Origin of the sequence: Phenylobacterium sp. (assembly GCF_030698145.1) — a bacterium.
GTDB lineage: Bacteria > Pseudomonadota > Alphaproteobacteria > Caulobacterales > Caulobacteraceae > Phenylobacterium.
Genome location: NZ_JAUYNW010000136.1, coordinates 1 through 19,734 on the forward strand (window position 1 = coordinate 1; position 19,734 = coordinate 19,734).

The following is a 19,734-nucleotide window of genomic DNA, read 5'->3' on the forward strand; positions in this document are numbered from 1 at the left end:
CACGAACCCCGCCACTCGATCCCGAAGGTCAGAAGAGTAAGGACGCGCCATGCAAGCTGGCCTCCTGCCCAGCCCACATCTTGAATCATGATCCGCAGACAACCGGAATCCCGATTCAATCAGCAGCGGTCAGGCTCTAGCTGGCCGCGACCTCAATCCCGATCGAGATCGTCCGCCGTCTTGGCGAGCAAGCCGAACAGGGCCGAGACGTCGATCGGCTTGCCCAGGACTCCGTCGGCGCCGTCGGCCAGGTAGTTCGCGATGTCGTCGTCGAAGACGTTCGCCGTCAGCATCCAGATCGGCGTCCGCGCGCCCGCAGGCTCGGCCCGCCGTATTTCCCGCACCGCTTCACGGCCGTCCAGCACGGGCATGTTGACGTCCATCAGGATGAGATCGAAGGCCTGCGACCGCCAGGCCTCCAGCGCCTGGGCGCCGTCCTCGGCGAAGGCCAGCGAAACCGGCGCCGACGCTAGCAGCGCGGCGAGCACGTTGCGGTTGGCCGGGTTGTCCTCGGCGGCCAGAACGCGGATCTCGTGCGCGATGCGCCGTTCGTCCGCCGGCGGGGCGGTGGGCGGCGCGTGGATGGGCGCGTCGAAGGCGAACCAGAACACCGCGCCCTCGGGCGCGCGCCCAAGGTCTTCGACCCCGATCTCGCCGCTCATCAGGGCCAGGTTCTGGGCGCAGATCGCCAGGCCCATGCCGTTTCCGCCCCGCAGGCGCCCACGGGCGGTCTGATCGAAGGCGTCGAACATCCGTGGGCGGTCCTCCGGCGGCACGGTTGGGCCGGTGTCGGCGACCTCGATCAGCACGCTCAGCCTGTCGCTCCTCGCCACGCCGGCGAGGCGCACCGTCACACGGCCATGGGACGGGGCGGCGTCCATCGCGTTCGAGACCAGGACGACCAGGGTCTGTTCCACTCGGGCGGCGTCGGCCTCCACGAAGAAGGGCAGGGCCGGATCGGCGTCTTCGAAGGCGAAATCGACGCCGATGCCCCGCGCATGATCGCTCCAAACCCGCATCACCGACTGGATCAACTGGCGCAGATCAACCGGAGCCGGGCTTAGCCGGTCCTGACCCACCTCGACGCGGGTCAGGTTCAGGATGCCGTCCAGCAGCCGCGTCAGCTGTTCGCCGCCTTCCAGGACGCCGCGCGCCATCTGGGTCTGCCTCGGCGTCAAGGCTTCGCTTCGCAAGGCATGGGCGAAACCCAGCACCGCGTTCAGCGGTGTGCGGATCTCGTGACTGGCGACGGCCAGGAGGTCGGTCTTGGCCCGGCTCGCCGCCTTGGCCTCCTCGGTGGCCTCGGCCAGGGCGGCGTTTTTGCGCGTCAGGTCTCGCATGGCCTGGGTCAGGCTGCGGTCGGTGGATTGCTGGCGCCAGGTCACCACCATGACTGCGGCGACGAACAGCAGCATGGCGAGCGCGTAGTGATTGGGCGCCAGGGGGTTTGACCAGTCGATGGCGATCCAGATCAGGGTCGCCACCGGCGGCGCGACCCCGACGAAATAGATGACCTGGTTGGTGTGAAGCCGCAGCGCCGCGAACAACAGGACGCAGATCGCGAGCAGGGCCGCTTCGACCTGCATGAGCGGGTCGTCGTAGAGGCGAATGAGCACCGCGAGCCAACAGGCGTTGGCGACGAGTAGGAACATCAGCGCATCGGCCTGCCAACGCAGGCGACGGGCCGCCCTGACCGGGTCGGCGTTGCGCGCGGCGACTTCCGTGGTGACGAAGAGCGCGAGGTAGAGCAGGAACTCCAGTCCCCCGAGGAGCGCCATGCGCCAGGGCGTGAAGGCAGCTAGGAGGAGTACAAAGCAGGCGATGAGAGTCAGTCGCGACAGCGCCACGCCGCGCGAATAGCGAATGAAGCCCTCAGGTTGGGTGATGTCCGTCGCCTGCTCCAGCATCCCGTTCGCCGCCAAGGCTCTCCGCAAGGAAATCTGCAGCCGCTACAAGGCATAGGGCGATGATTCGTGCGCCTTCACTCACCCTTAGGGCGAATTTTCGGGTGCCGTAGCGTCAATTTCAGTGTGCGGAATAGCCGGCTTAAGTAATTGTTCATCTCTAAAGTAATGTAGCGTTCAAGATATCCACGACGGCCAGGCGAACCGCCGAGAGTATAATCATCGACGGAGTCGTATTGCTTAGACGTCCTATAGGTAATGTCGAGATTCACTTCACCTGGTTTTCCAGGCGGGTTGAGAAAATCGCGGTCGATCTCCACGCCGGTTCGGTCTGCATTACGCGCGGCGCCGGTCCGTTTCTCGCTGAGGCGGCCGCGACGGTACTAGGCCTGGGATCGGGTCAGTAAGCCCCGAGCGCCTGGGCGCTGACGCTTTCCAGGTCGCCTGCGCCATCCATTACGCCGTCGGCCAGTCCGGGCGCCTGGGCTAGGACTTGGCCGGAATAGAGACGGGCCAGGGCGGTCTTGCTCTTCGACCAGTCGTCGGCCGCGCCCGCCGTCGCCAGGGCCTGGCGGGCCAGCATCCAGCCGCCGATGACGTCGCCGGCGAGCTTGAGGTAGGGCGTGGCGGCGGAGAGTGCGTTTGGGCCCTTGTTCTGCAACAGCCAGTCGGTGGCGCGTTCGAGGGCGGCGATCCCGGCGTCGAGCCGGGCGCCCACGGCTTCCAGGCCTGCCGAGGCCTTGAGGTCGGCGACGGTGGCGTGCATCTCGGCGCACAGCGCGTCCATGACCGCCCCGCCCTCCATCGCCACCTTGCGGCCGACCAGGTCGATGGCCTGGATGCCGTTGGTGCCCTCGTAGATCGGCGCGATACGGGCGTCGCGGTAGTGTTGGGCTGCCCCGGTCTCCTCGATGAAGCCCATGCCGCCATGGACCTGGACGCCGAGCGAGGCGACCTCGACCCCGATGTCCGTGGACCAGGCCTTGGCGATGGGGGTCAGCAGCTCCTGGCGCTGCCTGGCGGTGGTCCGCTCGGCCTCCGTGGGCGCCAGCCGGGCGAGGTCGGCGCAGACCCCGGTGGTCAGGCAGATGGCGCGGGCGGCCTCGATCTTGGCCTTCATCAGCAGCAGGGTGCGGCGGACGTCTGGGTGGCCGTAGATCGACCCGTCGGCGCCCCAGGCCGCACGGCCCTGCTTGCGTTCCTGGCTGAAGGCCAGCGCCTGCTGGAAGGCCCGCTCGGCGATGGCCACGCCCTGGACGCCGACCTGAAGGCGCGCGGCGTTCATCATCACGAACATATGGGCGATGCCGTTGTTCACCTCACCCACCAGCTCGGCGCGCGCGCCTTCGAAGAGCATGACGCAGGTGGGCGATCCGTGGATGCCCAGCTTGTGCTCGATCGATCCGGCGCGCAGGTCGTTGGCCACGCCCAGCTGTCCGTCGTCCTCCACTAGGCGCTTGGTGGCCAGGAACAGCGAGATGCCCTTCACGCCCGGTGGTGAGTCGGGCAGGCGGGCCAGGACCAGGTGGCAGATGTTCTCCGCCGCGTCGTGGTCGCCCCAGGTGATGAAGATCTTCTGGCCGTGCAGCCGGTAGCCGCCTTCGCCGTCGGGGTCGGCGCGGGTGGTGACGGCCGCCAGGTCCGAACCGGCCTGCGGCTCGGTCAGGTTCATGGTGCCGGTCCATTCGCCGGACACCAGCTTGGGCAGGACCAGGCGCTTCTGTCGCTCGGTCCCGTGCAGGTCGAGGGCCTCGATGGCGCCTTGGGTCAGCATGGGGCAGAGGCCGAAGGCCATGTTGGCGGCGTGGACCATCTCGAAGACGGCCAGCTCCATGGCCTTGGTCAGCCCCTGGCCGCCGTGTTCCGGATCGGCCGACAGCGAGTTCCAGCCCCCGGCCACGAAGGCCTGATAGGCCTGGGCGAAACCGGGCGCGGCGCTGACCACGCCGTTCTCGAACCGCGCGCCGACCTGGTCGCCCTTGCGGTTCAGCGGCGCAAGTTCGCTCTCGACGAAGGCGCCTGCGGCCTCGAGCACCGCGATGACGGTGTCTTCGTCCAGGTCGGGGAAGGCCTGGCCCACCAGGGCCGGATGACCCGCCGTCTGCAGGGAAAGCGCAAGATCGCGGACCGGGGCGCGGAAGGTCATCGGGAGCTCCTTATTGCTGGCGCGTTCTAGGCTAAGGTGACCGGGCGGCCAAGCGGGCCGAGTCAGCATGCCAGGGCGTCTCCATGTTCAGGAACATGTTCGCCGCCATCGCCCTTAGTCTTGCCCTGGGCGGTCAGGCCGCCGCCGATCCCATCACCCAGGATCCGGCCCGCGTGCCGGCCGGCGACTACGCGCTGGACCCGCGCCATGCGAGCCTGCTGGTCAAGGTCCCGCACATGGGCGGGTTCTCGCAGTTCGTCATCCGGTTCGACACCCTGGCCGGCGCCTTCACCTACGATCCCGCCAACTGGGGGGCGACGCGGGCGGTCATCACCGTCGACGCGGCATCCCTGCGCACCAACGTGTCGGGCTTCGACAAGACCCTGACCGGGCCGAGCTACCTGAACGTCGGGAAACACCCGACCATCACCTTCGCCGCCACCAAGGTCGAAGGCGACCCCGCCAGGGGCGTCGTCCATGGCGACCTGACCTTCCTGGGCGTGACCAAGCCGGTGGACCTGGACGTGGTGTTCAATGGCGTTGGACCCAGCCTGCTGGGCGCGGGAACCCGGCTGGGTTTCTCGGGCGCGACCCGCATCAAGCGCTCGGACTTCGGCCTGTCGACCATGAGCAGCATGGCGGGCGACGATCTGGAGCTTATGTTCGAGGTCGAGTTCACCAGGAAATAGGGCAAACGCTTGGTCCGCAGCCGATACAGCCTCGTTGCGATCGCCCTGCACTGGCTGATCGCGGCCGCCATCATCTTCCAGCTCATTCTCGGTTGGCGCGGTCATGGGCTGAGAACCACGCTGGAGGGCTTCGGCCTGATCCAGCTCCACAAGTCGGTCGGCGTCACCATCCTAGCCCTGAGCCTGATGCGGCTCGCCTGGCGCCTGACGCATCGACCTCCGCCTGAGCCGGAGACCCTGGCGCCGTGGGAGCGGCGGCTGGCGGTCGCCACCCACTGGGGCTTCTACGTGATCATGATCGGCCTGCCGCTGAGCGGCTGGGTGGTGGTCTCCACCAGCAAGATCACCATCCCGACTCTGCTTTATGGGACGCTCCCCTGGCCGCATGTGCCGGGCCTCGCCGAGCTGGCCGCGCCGGCCAAGATGGCCTGGAACCTGATCGCCTACGGCGTCCACAAGTCGCTCGCCTGGACGGCCTGGGGCCTGCTGGCTCTGCACGTGGCCGGCGCCCTTAAGCATCAGCTCTTCTCCCGCGACGAACCGGTGCTGGCGCGCATGGCGCCGGGGGCCAAGGCCGGACGTTGGCTGGAGCCGCGGTTGATCGCCATCGTCCTGGCCGCCGGCGCGATCGTAACGGCCGGCTTCCTGGTTTCGCCGCCGGTTCGAGCCGCCAAACCCGCCGCCTCGCCGACCGTTCCCCTGGCGGCTCCTGCTGCGGCCGCCCCGGCCGCCGTCGCGGCCCCGCCCGGTGAGCCCAGCCGCTGGGCGGTGGCTCCGGGCTCGACGCTGGGCTTCGCCACCGCCTTCAGCGGCACGGCCATCGAGGGCCGGTTCCAGCGCTGGAGCGCCGATATCGTCTTCGCCCCGGAGGCCCTGGACCGCTCGCAGGTCCGGGTGGAGATCGAGGTCGCCTCGGCCGACACCGGCGACAGCCAGCGCGACGAGGTGCTGCCCAGCGGCGGCTGGCTGGACGCCGCGGCCCATCCCAAGGCGGTGTTCTCCGCCCGCCGGTTCCGCAAGACGGGCGCCGATCGCTATGTCGCCCAAGGCGAACTGACCCTGCGCGGGGTGACCCGGCCGCTCAGCCTGCCGTTCACCCTGAAGATCGACGGCGACACGGCGCGGCTCTCCGGTGTAACCAGCCTCGACCGAACGGCCTTCGGCGTCGGGCAGGGCGAGTGGACGAGCACAGACCAGATACCGGCCAAGGTCGCGATCAACGTGGACCTCACGGCGAAGCGGCGCTAGCCGCCGCAGTGCAGGCCCTGCGCGACGGCGGCCTGGTGATCCTGCCCACCGAGACGGTCTATGGCCTGGCCGGGAACGCCGCCGACCCCGTCGCCGTGGCGGCGATCTTCGAGGCCAAGGGCCGGCCCCGGTTCAATCCCCTGATCAGCCATGTGGCAGACTTGGCCATGGCCGAGACCCTCGCGGTGTTCGACGACCGCGCGCGGAAGCTGGCGGAAGCCTTCTGGCCGGGGCCGCTGACCCTGGTCCTGCCGATCGCCCCTGACACCGCTGTCTGCGACCTGGCCCGCGCGGGTCTCGACACCGTGGCCCTGCGCATCCCGGCCCATCCCCTGGCGCGCCAGCTGTTGGTGGCGTTTGGGGGCCCGGTGGTGGCGCCCTCGGCCAACCGTTCCGGCCGCCCCAGCCCGACCATCTATGCCGACGCCATGGAGGAGACGGGCGACAAGGTCCGCGCGGCCCTGGACGGCGGTCCGTGCGAGATCGGCCTGGAGTCCACCGTCGTCGCCCTGCTGGACGCGCCGCGCCTGCTGCGGCCGGGCTCCGTCACCCGGGCGCAGATCGAGGCCCTGATCGGACCGCTGGCCGAAGCCGACGCCGACGCCAAGCGTTCTCCAGGCCGTCTCGCCCGCCACTATTCGCCAAGGGCGCCCGTGCGGCTGGAGGCCATGGGCGCGGAGCCCGGCGAGGCCTATCTCGCCTTCGGCCCCGGCGCACACCGCTGGAACCTCAGCCCCACCGGCGACCTGCGCGAGGCCGCCGCGCGTCTGTTCGCCTATCTGCGCGAGGCCGACCGCACCGATCCCTCCGCGATCGCCGTCGCGCCCATCCCGCGCGAGGGGTTGGGGGAGGCGATAAACGACCGTCTGAAGCGCGCCGCGGGCTTTGTCGGCTAGGGGCGAGGGGCTAGGTTAGGGCATGACCATCTCCGTCCCCGCCGATGTGCTCTCGCGCCTCAAGGCCGTGCTGGGCGAGGGCGGCTGGAGCCAGGACCCCGAGCGCTTGGCGCCCAAGCTGGTCGAGTGGCGCGACCGTTGGGTCGGCGAGACGCCGTTCCTGGCCCTGCCGAAATCCACGCAGGATGTCGCCGCCGTGGTCGGTATCTGTTTCGAGGCCGGCGTGCCGATCACCCCTCAGGGGGGCAATACCGGCCTGGTCGGCGGCCAGATCCCGCTGGGCGAGATCCTGCTCTCCACAGAGCGGCTGGCGACCATCCGCGACATCGACGCCTTCGACGACGTCATCGTGGCCGAGGCCGGGGTGACCCTGGCGGCGGTGCATGAGGCGGCCTTGGCCAAGGGCCGGCGCTTCCCGCTCGACCTGGCCTCCGAGGGCACGGCGACCATCGGCGGGGTGGTCTCCACCAACGCCGGCGGCACCGCGGTGCTGCGCTACGGGAACACCCGCGAGCTGGTCCTGGGCCTGGAGGCGGTGCTGCCCAACGGCGAGGTCTGGAATGGCCTGAAGCGCCTGCGCAAGGACAATACCGGCTATGACCTCAAGCAGCTCCTGATCGGCGCCGAGGGCACCCTGGGCGTGGTCACCGCCGCCAGCCTGAAGCTGTTCCCGGTGCTCGTCTCGCGCGCCACCGCGATCGCCGCGGTCGACAGCCCCCAGGCCGCGCTCGACCTGCTGGTCCGCGCCAAGGACACCGCCGGGACCGGCGTCGAGGCCTTCGAGCTGATGGGCCGGCGCGGGATCGAGTTCGTGCTGAAGAACATCCCGAACCAGCGCGATCCGTTGGCGGAGGTCCATCCTTGGTACGTGCTGATCGAGATCGCCTCGGGCGAGCCCGGCGCGGCGGAGGCCGCCCTGGAGCGCCTGCTGACCAAGGGGCTGGAGGATGGCCTGGTCCGCGACGCCACGGTCGCCCAGACCGGGACCCAGGCCAAGGCCCTCTGGTCGATCCGCGAGAACCAGTCGCCGGGCCAGAAGCCCGAGGGCGCGACCTGGAAGCACGACATCTCGGTGCCGGTGAGCCGCGTGGCCGACTTCCTCGCGCAGGCCACCACGGCCATGGAGGCCTTCGTCCCCGGCTGCCGGGTGACCGCCTTCGGCCACATGGGCGACGGCAATATCCACTACGACATCATCCGCCCGGACGGCGGCGACGACGCGGCTCATTCAGCCCGGCGCAGCGACGGTTCGCGGATCGTCCACGACATCGTGGCCTCCATGGGCGGCTCGATCTCCGCCGAGCACGGCCTGGGCGCCATGAAGACCGAGGAGGCGCGGCGCTACAAAAGTCCGGTCGAGGTTGCGGCGCTCTCCGCCATAAGGCAGAGCCTGGACCCGAAGCGGATCATGAATCCGCGCGTCCTGTTCTGAGCCCCGCATGCTGATCGCCATCTCCCCCGCCAAGGCGCTGGACTTCACCGCGCCCGCGACGTCCGCGCCGGTGACCACGCCGGAACTGGCCGGGGATATCGCCGAACTGGCCAAGACCACCAAGAAGCTGCGGGTCATCGACCTGAAGCGGATGATGGACCTCTCCGACAACCTGGCGAAGCTGAACCGCGAGCGCTTCCAGGCCTTCGATCCGGCGATGGAGGAGGGGCTGCAGGCCGCGTTCGCCTTCAACGGCGACGTCTATTCGGGGCTGAAGGCGCGCGAGCTCGACAAGAAGGGCCTGGCCTACGCCCAGGAGCATGTGCGGATCCTGTCGGGCCTCTACGGGGTGTTGCGCCCGATGGACGCCATCCAGCCCTATCGCCTGGAGATGGGCGTCTCGCTGAAGACCCGGCGCGGCAAGACCCTCTACGCCTTCTGGGGCGACAGGATCGCCAAGGCGCTGAACGAGGCGGGCGCCGGCCAGAAGGATCCCACCCTGGTGAACTGCGCCAGCCTGGAATATTTCGGCGCGGTCGATCTCAAGGCGCTGAAACTGCCGCTGGTGACCGCCCGGTTCTTCGAGGAGAAGGACGGCGAAACCAAGATCATCTCGTTCTACGCCAAGAAGGCGCGGGGCCTGATGGCCCGCTACGCCATCGACCACCGCATCGAACGCGCCGACGACCTCAGGGCCTTCGACAGCGAGGGCTACAAATTCCAGAAAAGCGCCTCGAGCGACACCGAGTGGGTGTTCTCCCGGCCCCAGCCGCCGCTCGTTTCCGAGCTGCGCAAGAAGAAGGACTGACGCCATGGCCGTCGACTATGGGCTGCAAGGCCATGTGGCCGTCATCACCGGCTCCACCAGCGGGATCGGCCAGGCCCTGGCCGGGGCGCTCGCCGAGCAGGGGGTCAATGTCATTCTCAACGGCTTCGGCGATCCGGCGCAGATCGAGGCCGACCGCGCGGCGCTGCAGGCGCGGACCAACGCCGCCATCCGCTATCACGGCGCGGACATGACCAAGCCCGAGGAGATCAACGACCTCATCGCCTACGCGGTGCGCGAGTTCGGCCGGCTGGACATCCTGGTCAACAACGCCGGCATCCAGCACGTGGCGCCGGTGGATGAGTTCCCGCCGGAGAAGTGGGACGCGCTGATCGCCATCATCCTGTCCTCCACCTTTCATGCCAGTCGTGCGGCCATCCCGATCATGAAGGCCCAGGGCCGCGGGCGGATCGTCAACATCGCCTCGGCCCACGGCCTGGTCGCCTCGGCGTTCAAGGCGCCCTACGTGGCCGCCAAGTTCGGCGTGGTGGGCTTCACGAAGGGCCTGGGCGTCGAGCTCGCCCGCACCGGCATCACCGCCAACGCCATCTGCCCGGGCTATGTGAAGACCCCGCTGATCGAGAAGCAGATCGGCGACCAGGCCATCGCCCGCGGCATCCCCCCGGAACGGGTGGTCGAGGACGTCATCCTGGCGGCCCAGCCCAACAAGACCTTCGTCGAGTACGAGCACCTGGCCGGCATGCTGCTCTATCTGGTCTCCGACATGGGCGCGTCGGCCACTGGCGCGGCGCTGTCCATCGACGGCGGCTGGACGGCGACCTAAGCGCGCCATGATCGACCTGCTGGTCCTGGACGGCCTGGTGCGCGGCGCCGCGATCGGGGTCTTCGCGATCACGGGTGCGGCCATGGCGATCTCGCGCCAGGCGGAGCCGGCCCGCGTGGTGGGGGCGGTGTTCTTCGCCACGGCGATGGGCCATGCGCTCGCCGACTGCCAGATCCTGCACGGCCGGCTGGGACCGGGCGAGTTCGCGATCTGGCTGCTGGCGACCCTGGGCTCCGGCATGTTCTGGACCTTTGCGGTCACGCTGTTCAGCGACGACGCGCAGCTTCCGCCGGAGCGACTGGTCCCGCCGGCGGTCTCCACGGCTTTCGCGCTGGCCGGCCGGTTCTCGGACGGCGGTCTGCGCGACGCCTTCTGGTTCGCGTACGGCCTCTTCGTCATCCTTCTGGTGCTGCACGCCAGCCTAGTGATCTGGCGCGGCTGGCGCGGCGACCTGGTCGAGTCCAGGCGGCGGCTGCGCGGGCCGGTCATGGCCGCGGCCGCCGCCTACGTACTCCTGATCGCCGCCATCGACCTCGGCGACGTGATCTGGGAACGGGTGCCCGCGGTTCCTCTGGTTCAGGCCTGCGCCCTGGCGGCGCTGGCGATTTCCGGCGCCCTGGCCCTCCTGCGGCTCGACCCGGCGTTGTTGAGCGGCGACAGGACGGCCACGGCGCCGGCGGCGCGCGACGGCGCGCGCCTCGACGGCGCCGACCAGGCCGCGCTCGCACGGCTCAACCGCGCCATGGACGACGACCATGTCTGGCGGCGGGAGGACCTTACGATCGGCAGCCTGGCCGACCACCTGGCGCTGCCCGAGCATCGCCTGCGCCGCCTCATCAACGGGAGCCTCGGGCACCGCAATTTCACGGCCTTCGTCAACGCCCGCCGCATCGAGGCGGCCAAGGCCGCCCTGTGCGATCCGGATCAGGTCCGCAAGCCCGTCTCGTCGGTCGCCTACGACCTGGGCTTCGGATCCCTCGGACCGTTCAACCGGGCGTTCAAGGCCGCGACCGGCGTGACCCCCACCGCCTGGCGGCAGACCGGAACCTCGCCGATCTCCGAAAGTCGCGCCGAAACCTGAAATCACTTGCCATTTTCGCAATCGGCGAGACGGCTTCGGCCACCCGCATCAGTCTTCCGGCATCGAAAGCGTCGGAGGAATTGCGCCGTGAGCGAACTCGATCTGCCCCCCGTTCTGCGCGTCTGGCTTGGCAGCATGCAGGAGGATGTGACCCGCTACGTGATCTTCGCGGTCGGCGTCTGGCTCGTGCTCTGGGTGCTGCTGGGCCCCGCGCTGCGGGCCCGCAAGATCCGTGACGAGACGCCCCCGGCCCGCCAGCTCCTGACCGAGTTCGGATGCTCGGTCCGCTCCATCGCCATCTTCTCGACCGTCGGCCTGCTGACCTTCGGCCTCGACCGCGCCGGCGTGCTGCAAGGGCCGAGGATCGCCCAGGCCTGGGGGCCGGCCTGGTTCTGGGTGAGCCTCGGCCTGATGGTGCTGGCCCACGACACCTGGTTCTACTGGACCCACCGGATGATCCATGACCGGCGGCTGTTCCGTGTCTTCCACCGGCGCCATCACCGCTCGAACAATCCCTCGCCGTTCACCGCCTACAGCTTCGATCTGGGCGAGGCGGCGATCAACGCCCTGTTCGTGCCGATCTGGGTGCTGCTGGTCCCGACGGCCTGGCCGGTCGTGGGCCTGTTCATGCTGCACCAGATCGTGCGCAACACCATCGGCCACTCGGGCTACGAGCTGTTCCCGGCCACGCGCGGCGGCCGCCCGCTCCTACCCTGGCTGACCACGGTCACCCACCACGACCTGCACCACGCCCAGGCCGGCTACAACTACGGCCTCTACTTCACCCACTGGGACCGCTGGATGGGCACCGAGCACCCCGACTATGCCGCCCGGTTCGCCCAGGCCGTGCGCCGGCCGATCTTCCGGCGGCGCGAGGCCGTGGCCGCCGAGTAGACGGTGGGCGGGCCGCCGCCCGCGCGCTAGGGTCGCGGGCGGCCGGCGTGGCCGCCCTGCGAGGCGCCCTGATGTTCAAGTCGAAATCCAAGCCGGTCGTGCTGATCACCGGGACCTCGTCCGGTGTCGGCCTCCACACCGCCCTGCGGTTCGCCCAGGCCGGCTACACGACCATCGCCACCATGCGCGACACGGGCAAGCAGGACGACCTGCTGGCCCAGGCCAAGGCGCTGAAGGTCAAGGTCCACGTCGAGAAGCTGGACGTCCAGAAGCCCAAGTCCATCGACGCCTGCGTCAAGAAGGTGATCCGCAAATACGGCCGCATCGACGTGCTGGTGAACAACGCCGGGGCGGGTTTCCTGGGCGGGATCGAACAAACCACCGACGCTGACCTGGAACGGGTGATGGGGATCAACTTCTTCGGCGTCTGGCGGATGACCAAGGCGGTCTTCCCCCACATGCGCGAAGCGGGCGCGGGCAGGATCATCTCGGTGACCAGCATCGGCGGCCTGATCGGCCAGCCCTTCAACGATGCCTATTGCGCCGCCAAGTTCGCCGTCGAGGGTATGATGGAGGCCTTCGCGCCCCTGGCCCGCCGGCTGGGCGTCCAGGTCAGCCTGATAGAGCCCGGTCCCATCAACACCGAGTTCGTGGCCAGCGTCCGGGCCACCAGCGACCTGGCCGGCTTCGAGCCGCCCTATGCTGAGATCCTCGGCAAGTACATGGGCGCGACCACCAACGTCTTCGCCGAATATGGCCAGACCGGCGACGACATCGCCGCGATCATCGTCGAGGCCGCCACCACTGACACGCCGCACTTCCGCTACATCACCTCGGACTTCGCCCGCCAGGTGGTGGCGCCGAAGGTGGTCGACCCCACCGGCGACAGCGTTGTCGAGGCCTTCGCGGCGCGGCTAACCTAGAGCAGGGCGTCGATCTCTTCCGGCCGCAGGCCCGCGGCCATGAGCACCTCGCGCGTGTGCTCGCCGAGCTTGGGCGCGGCGCGGCCGACGGGCGGCGCGCCTTCCGGAAAGCGGGCCGGCGCGGCGGGCGCGCGGAACGTCCCGCCCCAGCCATCGGCGACGGTCTCGAAGCAGCCGGCCTCCCGGGCCATGTCGGAGTCGGCCAGCTCGGCCAGGGTGGCCATGGGCGCCCAGGCCAGGTCGCCGGCGGTGAGGCGTTCGGAGGCCTCGGCCAGGGTCATGCCGGCGAAGGCCTCGTCGATCATGGCGCGGACTTCCCGAACCACGGCGAGGTCGGTGATCGGCGTCTCATAGCGCTCGTCGGCCAGGATTTCCGGCCGGTCGATCACGATCATCATGTTCGTGAAGCAGTCGACGGTGCGCGGCACGATGCAGACCCAGCGATCGTCGCCGGTGCGGAAGAAGCCGGAAATGGGGACCGGCCGCTCATCGCGCGGCTGGGCGGTGACGACCTGGCCGTAGCGGAGCTGCAGCGACAGGTCCCAGCTGATGGCGTAGGCGCCGGCGCGGATCAGGCTGGCCTCCACCAGCCGGCCCCGGCCGGTGGACGTGCGCTCGTGCACGGCGGCGAGGACAGCCGACAAGGTCGCCAGGGCGGTGGTGTGGTCGCCGAAGCCCGGGCGGGAGGGAAAGGGTTCCTGGTCCGGCGGGATCATGGCGCGGGCGACGCCGCTGCGGGTCCAGAAGGCGGTGATGTCGAAGGCCGGGACATCGGCCTCCGGCCCGGTCAGGCCGTAGCCGGTGACGGCGGCGTAGATCAGGCGCGGCAGCTCGCCCTTCAGGCTCTCATAGTCGAGCCCCATACGCTTCAGCGAGCCCGGCCGGACATTGGTGATGAAGACGTCGGCCTGACGCAGCAGCGCGATCAGCGCGGCGCGACCCTCGGGCTTGGTGATGTCGAGCACCACGCCCTTCTTGCCGCGGTTCTCCATGGCGAAAATCGGGTTGCCCGGGCTTTCGGCCGTGTCGGGATAGAAGGCGCGGGTGGCGTCGCCGTCGGGGCTCTCGACCTTGATAACCTCCGCGCCCCAGTCGGCCATGACGCCCGCGCAGCCGGGACCCGCCACCCAGGTCGCCATCTCGACGACCTTCAAACCTTCGAGCAGCATCCCGGTCTCCTCATGCGCGAACGGTCCAGCAAAGCACGGGGGGGCGGGGGCGACAATCAGCCCGCCCTAGCCGAAGGCCGGGCAGAAGCGGATGTTCTTGCGCTCAAGGCCGCGCAGGACCACCTCGACGCCACCGCTCTTGATCATCCACTCCAGGCGGTGGTCGCGGTATTCCCGCTTGAACAGACCCTTCTCCACCAGCTCGGCGACATTGGGCATGGCCGAGCCGCGGACGGAGGCGGCGGCTTCCCCCGAGGTCGCCGTGACCGACGGGCGGGCGTTGGCCCGCGCCAGCCAGCCGGCCAGCTTCGAGCCCTCGGCCGGCGGGTTCCCGTGCCCCACCGCGCCGTTGACGTAGGGGACCACGGCCAGGTCCCCCCAGCCGAAGGTCTCGCCGTTGAACCAAGGGCGCTCGCCGAGCTGGCCTTCCAGCCAGGTGAAGAATCCCTGGGTCTGCTCGGCGGCCTTGGAGAGCAGGGTCTGAGCCAGTTCGCCCTCGGCGCGGCGGAACCAGCGGATCTCGGAAAGGCCCCAGTTGATGGCCTCGAAATGGGTGTCCATCACCTCCTCCAGCATCCGCACCCGGGCGCGGTCGGCAGGCGAGGCCGGCAGCATCGGCGTCTCGGGATACCGGTCCTCAAGGTATTCCAGGATGATGGTGGAATCGAACACCGAAACATCTCCGTCCACCAAGGCCGGGACCTCTGCGCGGGGGCTGGCGGCGACGAACTCGCCCTGCGCTCCGCCGGCGCCCAGGCCGCCCGGCGACACGGTTTCAAAGGCCACGCCCTTTTCGCGGAGCGCGATCTTGACCTTCTGGGCATAGGGCGAAAGCGGGTGATCGTAGAGCGTCAGCATGGCGGTGGTCCTCCCGCCGCCATCGCGCGGCCACGACGGCAGGGAAGTCAACAGGCCCACCTTGACGGCCCCCGCTTCAGGGGGTCCTTCTCCCGAACAAGTGTTCGAAACACGCGAGGGAGGCGGCCATGGCCTATAAGCCATTCGATCTGACGGGTAAGGTGGCGCTGGTCACCGGTGGCAATGGCGGCATCGGCTTCGGGATGGTCGAGGCCATGGCCCAGGCCGGCGCCGACGTGGTGATCTGGGGCTCCAACCCGAAGAAGAACGCCGCCGCCGAGGACCGGCTCAAGGACGCCGGTGTCCGGGTCCTGACCCAGGTGATCGACGTGGCCGACGAGGAGGCCGTGCGCGCCGGCATGGTCGAGGCGGTCTCCAAGATGGGCCGGGTCGACACGGTGATCGCCAACGCCGGGGTCGGCGGCGGGGCGCCGTCGTTCTCGGAGTTCTCCACCGAGACCTATCGGCGAGTGCTGTCCGTCAATCTGGACGGGGTGTTCTTCACCTTCCGCGAGGCCTGCAAGCACATGGTCGAGCGGGCCGGCTCCGGCGACAAGGCCGGCGGTTCGCTGGTGGCGATCTCCTCGCTCTCGGCTGTCGACGGCGCCGCGCGCAACGAGGCCTACGCCGCCACCAAGGGCGCGGTGATCTCGATGATCCGCTCCATCGCCGTGGAGCACGCCCGCTACGGCGTGCGCGCCAACGCCATCCTGCCGGGCTGGATCGCCACCGATATGACGGCGGGCGCCCAGGGCAACGACAAGTTCAACGATCAGGTCATCAGGCGGGTACCGGTCCGCCGCTGGGGCCAGCCGGCGGATTTCGGCGGCATGGCGGTCTATCTCGCCTCGGACGCGTCCAGCTTCCACACCGGCGACAGCTTCCTGATCGACGGCGGCTACGCGATCTTTTGATGACCCGGCGGGCGGAACCTTGACCGGCGCCGCCCGCACCTACTCCGAACGGCTGGGCGCGATCTCAGACGCTCAATTCCAAGAAGCCCTGGACCGCCTGGACCTAGGGGTGTTGCGCGCAGCCCGACCCGTGGCCTTCGGTCTGTTCGGCCAGAACGTCATGCTGGAGACCAGCCAGGGCGAGTTCGTCTTCCGCGGCGCCCAGCATGGCGACTGGCAGTTCGCCAAGGAGGTGTTCTTCGCCCGGCTGCTGGCGGAGTGGACCCGGGCGCCGGTGGCCTGGCCGCAGTGGCTGGAGACGTCCACGGACCTGTTCGGCTGGTCTTACATCATCACCCCGCGCCTGCCGGGCCAGGCGATGGCGGATCCGGCGATCATCGCCGGCCTTTCCACCGAGGATCGACTCGCGATCGCGCGCCAGCAGGGCGAGACCCTCGCCGCTCTCCAGACCCTGACCTGGGAGGCCGCCGGGGACTTCGACATGGCGCTGCAGGACGTCGCGCCCTTCGCCGAGGGACACATCGGTCACGTCATCGTCGACGTGAACCGTCATGCCGGCTACGCCGCGCGGTCCGGGTCCCTATCGCCCGAGGATCGCGCCTGGATCGATGGCGTCGCGGAGCGGGCCGCCGCAGCCGAGGCCGGCGGCGCGGCGGTCTACCTGCACAACGACTTCAGCCTCAACAACCTGCTGGCCGAGCCGCGGAGCGGGGGCTGGGCGATCACCGGGGTGGTCGACCTGATGACCTCCAGCTTCGGCGCGGGGGAGGCTGATCTCTGCCGTCAGGCGGCCAACTATCTTGGGCAAGACCCCACCCTCGCCAAGGCCTTGATCGACGCCTATCGCGGCGCAGCTGGCGGCGGACCTCGGGACCCGGCGCGGACCTCGCTGCACGCGCTCTACGACCGCCTGCTGATCTGGGAGTACTTCACGCGGCCCGAGCACCGCGCCGACTGGACGAGGGGACGGACCTTCAGCGCGTGGGCGCGGCCCTTCGTGGACGGGCTCGCCGACCTGTTCTGATCGCCGGTGACCTTGGGTCATGGTTTCCTTGGGCCGCGCGGGGCGCCATCCTTCGCCCAACAAGACCTCGGAGGAACGCCATGACCCTGCACACCCCGCTTTGCGACCTGCTGGGCGTCGAGCACCCTGTCATGCTGGCCGGCATGGGCGGCGTCTCCTACGCCGAGCTCGCCGCGGCCGTCTCGAACGCCGGCGGCTATGGCGTCTTGGGCATGGCCGGGCGCTCGCCCGACTTCATCCGCGACGAGATGCGCAAGGTGAAGTCGCTGACCGACAAGCCGTTCGGGGTCGATCTGCTGGCGGCCTCGCCTGAGAGCCTGACGGCGTCGGTGGAGATCATCATCGAGGAAGGCGCCTCAAGCTTCGTGGCGGGCCTGGGCGTGCCCATGCCGATCATGGAGAAGCTGAAGAAGGCCGGCCTCAAGGTCATGGTGGTCTGCGGGGCGGTGAAGCACGCCGTGAAGGCCGAACAGGCCGGCTGCGACGCGGTGATCTGCCAGGGCGGCGAGGGCGGCGGCCACACCGGCCTGGTCGGCACCATGCCGCTGGTGGCCCAGGCGGTCGAGGCGGTGAAGATCCCGGTGGTGGCCGCGGGCGGCCTCTATGACGGGCGCGGCCTGGCCGCGTCGCTGGCGCTCGGCGCCGTCGGCGTCTGGATGGGCACCCGGTTCATCGCCAGCGACGAGGCGCACGCCGGCGAGCTCTATCGCCAAACGATTCTGGAGGCGGCCGACGAGGACACCATCCGCACGCGCTCCTATTCCGGCAAGCCGATGCGGGTGCGCAAGAACCCCTATGTCGAGGAATGGGAGACCCGGCCGCAGGACATCCAGGCCTTCCCGATGCAGGCCATGCTGTCCAGCCGCGCCGGGGTGATGGGCGGGATCGGTGGCCAGATCGAGGGTCTGGACCCCGACAAGTCCTGCTTCGCCATGGGCCAATCGGCGGGCGGCGTGCACGAGGTGCTGCCGGCGGGCGAGATCGTGCGCCGCCTGGTGGCCGACGCCGAGGCCGCCCTGGACCGGGCGGGCCGGCTTCGCGTCAAGGCCGACGCTTAGGCTGCGGCCGCGGCGGGCTGCGGCCGCACGAACGGCTGCAGCCGCCAATGGACCAGCGAGCGCCAGAGCCACTCCAGCGGCCCGTAGTGGAACCGCGCCAGCCATGGCTTGCTCCACAGCAGGATGAGGGCCCAGACGCCGAGCACCACGGCCAGTTGCTCGAAGCGTGAGAGCTGGCCGTAGAGGCCAAGCCCGTAGCCGCAGAACACCAGGCTGGTGACGATCGACGTCCCCAGATAGTTGCTGAACGCCATGCGTCCGGCCGCCGCCAGGCGGTCGAACAGCGCCCGCAGGAGGCCGGCGCGGACGATCAGCAGCAGCACGCTGGCGTGGGCCAGGGCGATGAACGGCCGGGTGGCCGACTGCCAGACCTCCAGCTCGTGCAGCTTGAGGGGGTCGAAGTCGGCCTTCCAGATCATCCAGGCCAGCCAGGCGGTGATCGGCGCGGCGATCAGGTAGCCCACGGCGATCACCGTCCCATAGGCCCGGTTCGACCATCCCAGGGTGAAGAACCCCAGGCGGAATAGGCCCATGCCGATGAACATCTGGCCGATCGCCTCCGGCAGGGTGTCGGTCGGCAGGAAGACCAGTTGCAGCAGCATGGCCATGTTGGCGCGCGCCTTCAGGGCGTCCATGAACCCGCCGCCGAAACCCGCGAGCTCCTGGGCGGCCATGGCGGGCGGGGCCATGAGGGTCATTGACGCCTCCTGCCAGGCCTTGAGGGCGGCGGCGGACGCGCCCGGCGCCGTGGCCGCGGCGTGCAAGGCCTCGAGCTGGTAGGAGCCCAGGACGTTCTTGGTCAGCAGCGCGACGAGGACCAGCGCGCCGACGCCGATCTGCAGCCGGACGTCGAGTTTCCGGAACGGATAGATGACCAGCCCGGCGAGGGCGTAGCAGACCAGGATGTCGCCGAAGAACAGGAAGTAGGCGTGGATCATCCCGATCACGAACATCCAGAACAGCCGGCGATAGTGGGTCTGCAGCGGGCTGAGCGGTCCGCCTTCGGCGCGCTCGGCGATCAGCACGGCGCTGGCCCCGAACAGCATTGTGAACAGGGCGCGCATCTTGCCGTCGGTGAAGACGTTGTTGACCGCCCAGGTCCACAGGTCGGCGCCTTCATGCCCGCCCGCATAGGTCGGGTTGATATAGGCGAAGGACGGCATGCCCATGCCGACGATGTTCATCAGCAGGATGCCCAACACCGCGAAACCGCGCACGGCGTCGATGGATAGGTGGCGGTCGCCCACCGTGGATCCGCTCACAGACGTTCCTCCCCCGAGGCTCCGAGGGCGGGAGGATGCGCCCCAGGGAGATGGTGTCAATCGGCGGAACGCCGTTCGCAGGAGCGCGGCGGGGCGGAGGCGCGGTGTGTGCGACGCCTCCGCCCGCCGTGGGTCTCGCGCGGGCCGTTGGGGTCCGGCCCGGGAGGGCGCGAGACCGAGGGGATCGTCTAGGCCGCGTCGACCAGGACGAGTTCGGCGTCTTCCAGGGCGGTGACCCGGACGGTCCTTTCATCGCGGATGGCCAGGCCGTCGCGAGCCCGGGCGGTGACGCCGTTGACCTCGACGGAACCGGTCGCCGGGACGAGATAGGCGTAGCGTCCTTCGCCAAGCTGGTACTCGGCGCTCTCGCCGGCCTTCAGGGTCGCGGCCACCACCCGGCCGTCGGCGCGGATCGGCAGGGCGTCAGTGTCGCCGTCGAGGCCGCTGGCCAGGATCACGAACTTCCCGGCCCGGTCGCCCTTGGGAAAGGGCCGCGCCCCCCAGGAGGGCTCGCCGCCGGCCTTGGTCGGCAGGATCCAGATTTGAAAAAGCGTGGTCGCCACCGGCTCGACATTGAACTCCGCGTGACGGATGCCCGTGCCCGCGCTCATCACCTGGACGTCGCC

General features: G+C 69.5%; 18 protein-coding genes. 12 read left to right on the forward strand and 6 right to left on the reverse strand.

From position 1 onward, the window contains the following. Positions 1-152: 152 nt before the first annotated feature. Both Q8Q77_RS18970 and Q8Q77_RS18975 read right to left on the reverse strand, forming a co-directional pair. A complete protein-coding gene (locus Q8Q77_RS18970) occupies positions 153-1,922 on the reverse strand; it encodes a response regulator (RefSeq protein WP_305585460.1) in 1,770 nt (589 codons plus the stop codon). Between the two features lie 382 nt (positions 1,923-2,304). Next, positions 2,305-4,050: an acyl-CoA dehydrogenase gene (locus Q8Q77_RS18975; protein WP_305585461.1), complete on the reverse strand. Its 1,746-nt coding sequence runs from the start codon at positions 4,048-4,050 to the stop codon at positions 2,305-2,307. Positions 4,051-4,133: 83 nt separating this feature from the next. On the opposite strand from Q8Q77_RS18975, the gene Q8Q77_RS18980 reads away from it, so the two are divergent. The 9 genes from Q8Q77_RS18980 to Q8Q77_RS19020 all read left to right on the forward strand — a co-directional run bounded on the left by Q8Q77_RS18980 (position 4,134) and on the right by Q8Q77_RS19020 (position 12,823). Continuing rightward, positions 4,134-4,739: a YceI family protein gene (locus tag Q8Q77_RS18980; RefSeq protein ID WP_305585463.1), complete on the forward strand. Its 606-nt coding sequence runs from the start codon at positions 4,134-4,136 to the stop codon at positions 4,737-4,739. Positions 4,740-4,748: 9 nt separating this feature from the next. Then, entirely contained in the window at positions 4,749-5,987 is a 1,239-nt protein-coding gene (locus tag Q8Q77_RS18985) for a YceI family protein (RefSeq protein WP_305585464.1), read from the forward strand. An 8-nt stretch (positions 5,988-5,995) separates the two neighbouring features. Next, on the forward strand, positions 5,996-6,883 hold the full coding sequence (locus Q8Q77_RS18990) for an L-threonylcarbamoyladenylate synthase (protein ID WP_371130484.1): 888 nt from the start codon (positions 5,996-5,998) through the stop codon (positions 6,881-6,883). Between the two features lie 22 nt (positions 6,884-6,905). Continuing rightward, positions 6,906-8,315, forward strand: coding sequence for an FAD-binding oxidoreductase (locus tag Q8Q77_RS18995; RefSeq protein WP_305585465.1), 1,410 nt, complete (start codon positions 6,906-6,908; stop codon positions 8,313-8,315). A gap of 7 nt (positions 8,316-8,322) precedes the next feature. Beyond that, on the forward strand, positions 8,323-9,123 hold the full coding sequence (gene yaaA, locus Q8Q77_RS19000; RefSeq protein ID WP_305585467.1) for a peroxide stress protein YaaA: 801 nt from the start codon (positions 8,323-8,325) through the stop codon (positions 9,121-9,123). A gap of 4 nt (positions 9,124-9,127) precedes the next feature. Continuing rightward, the gene (locus Q8Q77_RS19005) at positions 9,128-9,925 is read left to right on the forward strand and encodes a 3-hydroxybutyrate dehydrogenase (RefSeq protein ID WP_305585468.1); all 798 of its coding nucleotides are present in this window, start codon (positions 9,128-9,130) and stop codon (positions 9,923-9,925) included. A gap of 7 nt (positions 9,926-9,932) precedes the next feature. Continuing rightward, a complete protein-coding gene (locus Q8Q77_RS19010) occupies positions 9,933-11,006 on the forward strand; it encodes an AraC family transcriptional regulator (RefSeq protein WP_305585469.1) in 1,074 nt (357 codons plus the stop codon). Between the two features lie 135 nt (positions 11,007-11,141). Beyond that, the gene (locus tag Q8Q77_RS19015) at positions 11,142-11,900 is read left to right on the forward strand and encodes a sterol desaturase family protein (RefSeq protein WP_305585483.1); all 759 of its coding nucleotides are present in this window, start codon (positions 11,142-11,144) and stop codon (positions 11,898-11,900) included. Between the two features lie 47 nt (positions 11,901-11,947). Then, positions 11,948-12,823, forward strand: a complete 876-nt coding sequence (locus Q8Q77_RS19020; protein ID WP_305585471.1) for an SDR family oxidoreductase — start codon at positions 11,948-11,950, stop codon at positions 12,821-12,823. Here the strand turns inward: Q8Q77_RS19020 and Q8Q77_RS19025 are convergent. Then, positions 12,820-13,992: a CaiB/BaiF CoA-transferase family protein gene (locus Q8Q77_RS19025; protein ID WP_305585472.1), complete on the reverse strand. Its 1,173-nt coding sequence runs from the start codon at positions 13,990-13,992 to the stop codon at positions 12,820-12,822. The two genes, Q8Q77_RS19020 and Q8Q77_RS19025, sit on opposite strands and share 4 nt — an antisense overlap. A gap of 66 nt (positions 13,993-14,058) precedes the next feature. After that, positions 14,059-14,850: a glutathione S-transferase family protein gene (locus tag Q8Q77_RS19030; RefSeq protein WP_305585473.1), complete on the reverse strand. Its 792-nt coding sequence runs from the start codon at positions 14,848-14,850 to the stop codon at positions 14,059-14,061. A 128-nt stretch (positions 14,851-14,978) separates the two neighbouring features. Between Q8Q77_RS19030 and Q8Q77_RS19035 the strand changes: the two genes are divergently transcribed. The 3 genes from Q8Q77_RS19035 to Q8Q77_RS19045 all read left to right on the forward strand — a co-directional run bounded on the left by Q8Q77_RS19035 (position 14,979) and on the right by Q8Q77_RS19045 (position 17,846). Then, positions 14,979-15,764 (forward strand): SDR family NAD(P)-dependent oxidoreductase, encoded by a 786-nt coding sequence (locus tag Q8Q77_RS19035; protein ID WP_305585475.1) that lies wholly within the window; start codon positions 14,979-14,981, stop codon positions 15,762-15,764. 19 nt (positions 15,765-15,783) lie between these two features. Beyond that, complete coding sequence (locus Q8Q77_RS19040; protein WP_305585477.1) at positions 15,784-16,788, forward strand: phosphotransferase family protein; 1,005 nt, start codon at positions 15,784-15,786, stop codon at positions 16,786-16,788. A gap of 80 nt (positions 16,789-16,868) precedes the next feature. Further along, the gene (locus Q8Q77_RS19045; RefSeq protein WP_305585478.1) at positions 16,869-17,846 is read left to right on the forward strand and encodes a nitronate monooxygenase family protein; all 978 of its coding nucleotides are present in this window, start codon (positions 16,869-16,871) and stop codon (positions 17,844-17,846) included. Here the strand turns inward: Q8Q77_RS19045 and Q8Q77_RS19050 are convergent. Beyond that, positions 17,843-19,108 (reverse strand): DUF418 domain-containing protein, encoded by a 1,266-nt coding sequence (locus tag Q8Q77_RS19050; RefSeq protein ID WP_305585479.1) that lies wholly within the window; start codon positions 19,106-19,108, stop codon positions 17,843-17,845. The two genes, Q8Q77_RS19045 and Q8Q77_RS19050, sit on opposite strands and share 4 nt — an antisense overlap. A gap of 188 nt (positions 19,109-19,296) precedes the next feature. Continuing rightward, positions 19,297-19,734: pirin family protein (locus tag Q8Q77_RS19055; RefSeq protein WP_305585480.1), on the reverse strand; the 438-nt coding region annotated here is incomplete at its 5' end.

Bases quoted from the DNA above. Each gene is read 5' to 3' on its own strand.
- Q8Q77_RS18975 (WP_305585461.1), bottom strand. From the start codon at position 4,050: ATGACCTTCCGCGCCCCGGTCCGCGATCTTGCGCTTTCCCTGCAGACG.
- Q8Q77_RS18980 (WP_305585463.1), top strand. From the start codon at position 4,134: ATGTTCAGGAACATGTTCGCCGCCATCGCCCTTAGTCTTGCCCTGGGC.
- Q8Q77_RS18995 (WP_305585465.1), top strand. From the start codon at position 6,906: ATGACCATCTCCGTCCCCGCCGATGTGCTCTCGCGCCTCAAGGCCGTG.
- yaaA (WP_305585467.1), top strand. From the start codon at position 8,323: ATGCTGATCGCCATCTCCCCCGCCAAGGCGCTGGACTTCACCGCGCCC.
- Q8Q77_RS19005 (WP_305585468.1), top strand. From the start codon at position 9,128: ATGGCCGTCGACTATGGGCTGCAAGGCCATGTGGCCGTCATCACCGGC.
- Q8Q77_RS19010 (WP_305585469.1), top strand. From the start codon at position 9,933: ATGATCGACCTGCTGGTCCTGGACGGCCTGGTGCGCGGCGCCGCGATC.
- Q8Q77_RS19015 (WP_305585483.1), top strand. From the start codon at position 11,142: ATGCAGGAGGATGTGACCCGCTACGTGATCTTCGCGGTCGGCGTCTGG.
- Q8Q77_RS19025 (WP_305585472.1), bottom strand. From the start codon at position 13,992: ATGCTGCTCGAAGGTTTGAAGGTCGTCGAGATGGCGACCTGGGTGGCG.
- Q8Q77_RS19030 (WP_305585473.1), bottom strand. From the start codon at position 14,850: ATGCTGACGCTCTACGATCACCCGCTTTCGCCCTATGCCCAGAAGGTC.
- Q8Q77_RS19035 (WP_305585475.1), top strand. From the start codon at position 14,979: ATGGCCTATAAGCCATTCGATCTGACGGGTAAGGTGGCGCTGGTCACC.
- Q8Q77_RS19045 (WP_305585478.1), top strand. From the start codon at position 16,869: ATGACCCTGCACACCCCGCTTTGCGACCTGCTGGGCGTCGAGCACCCT.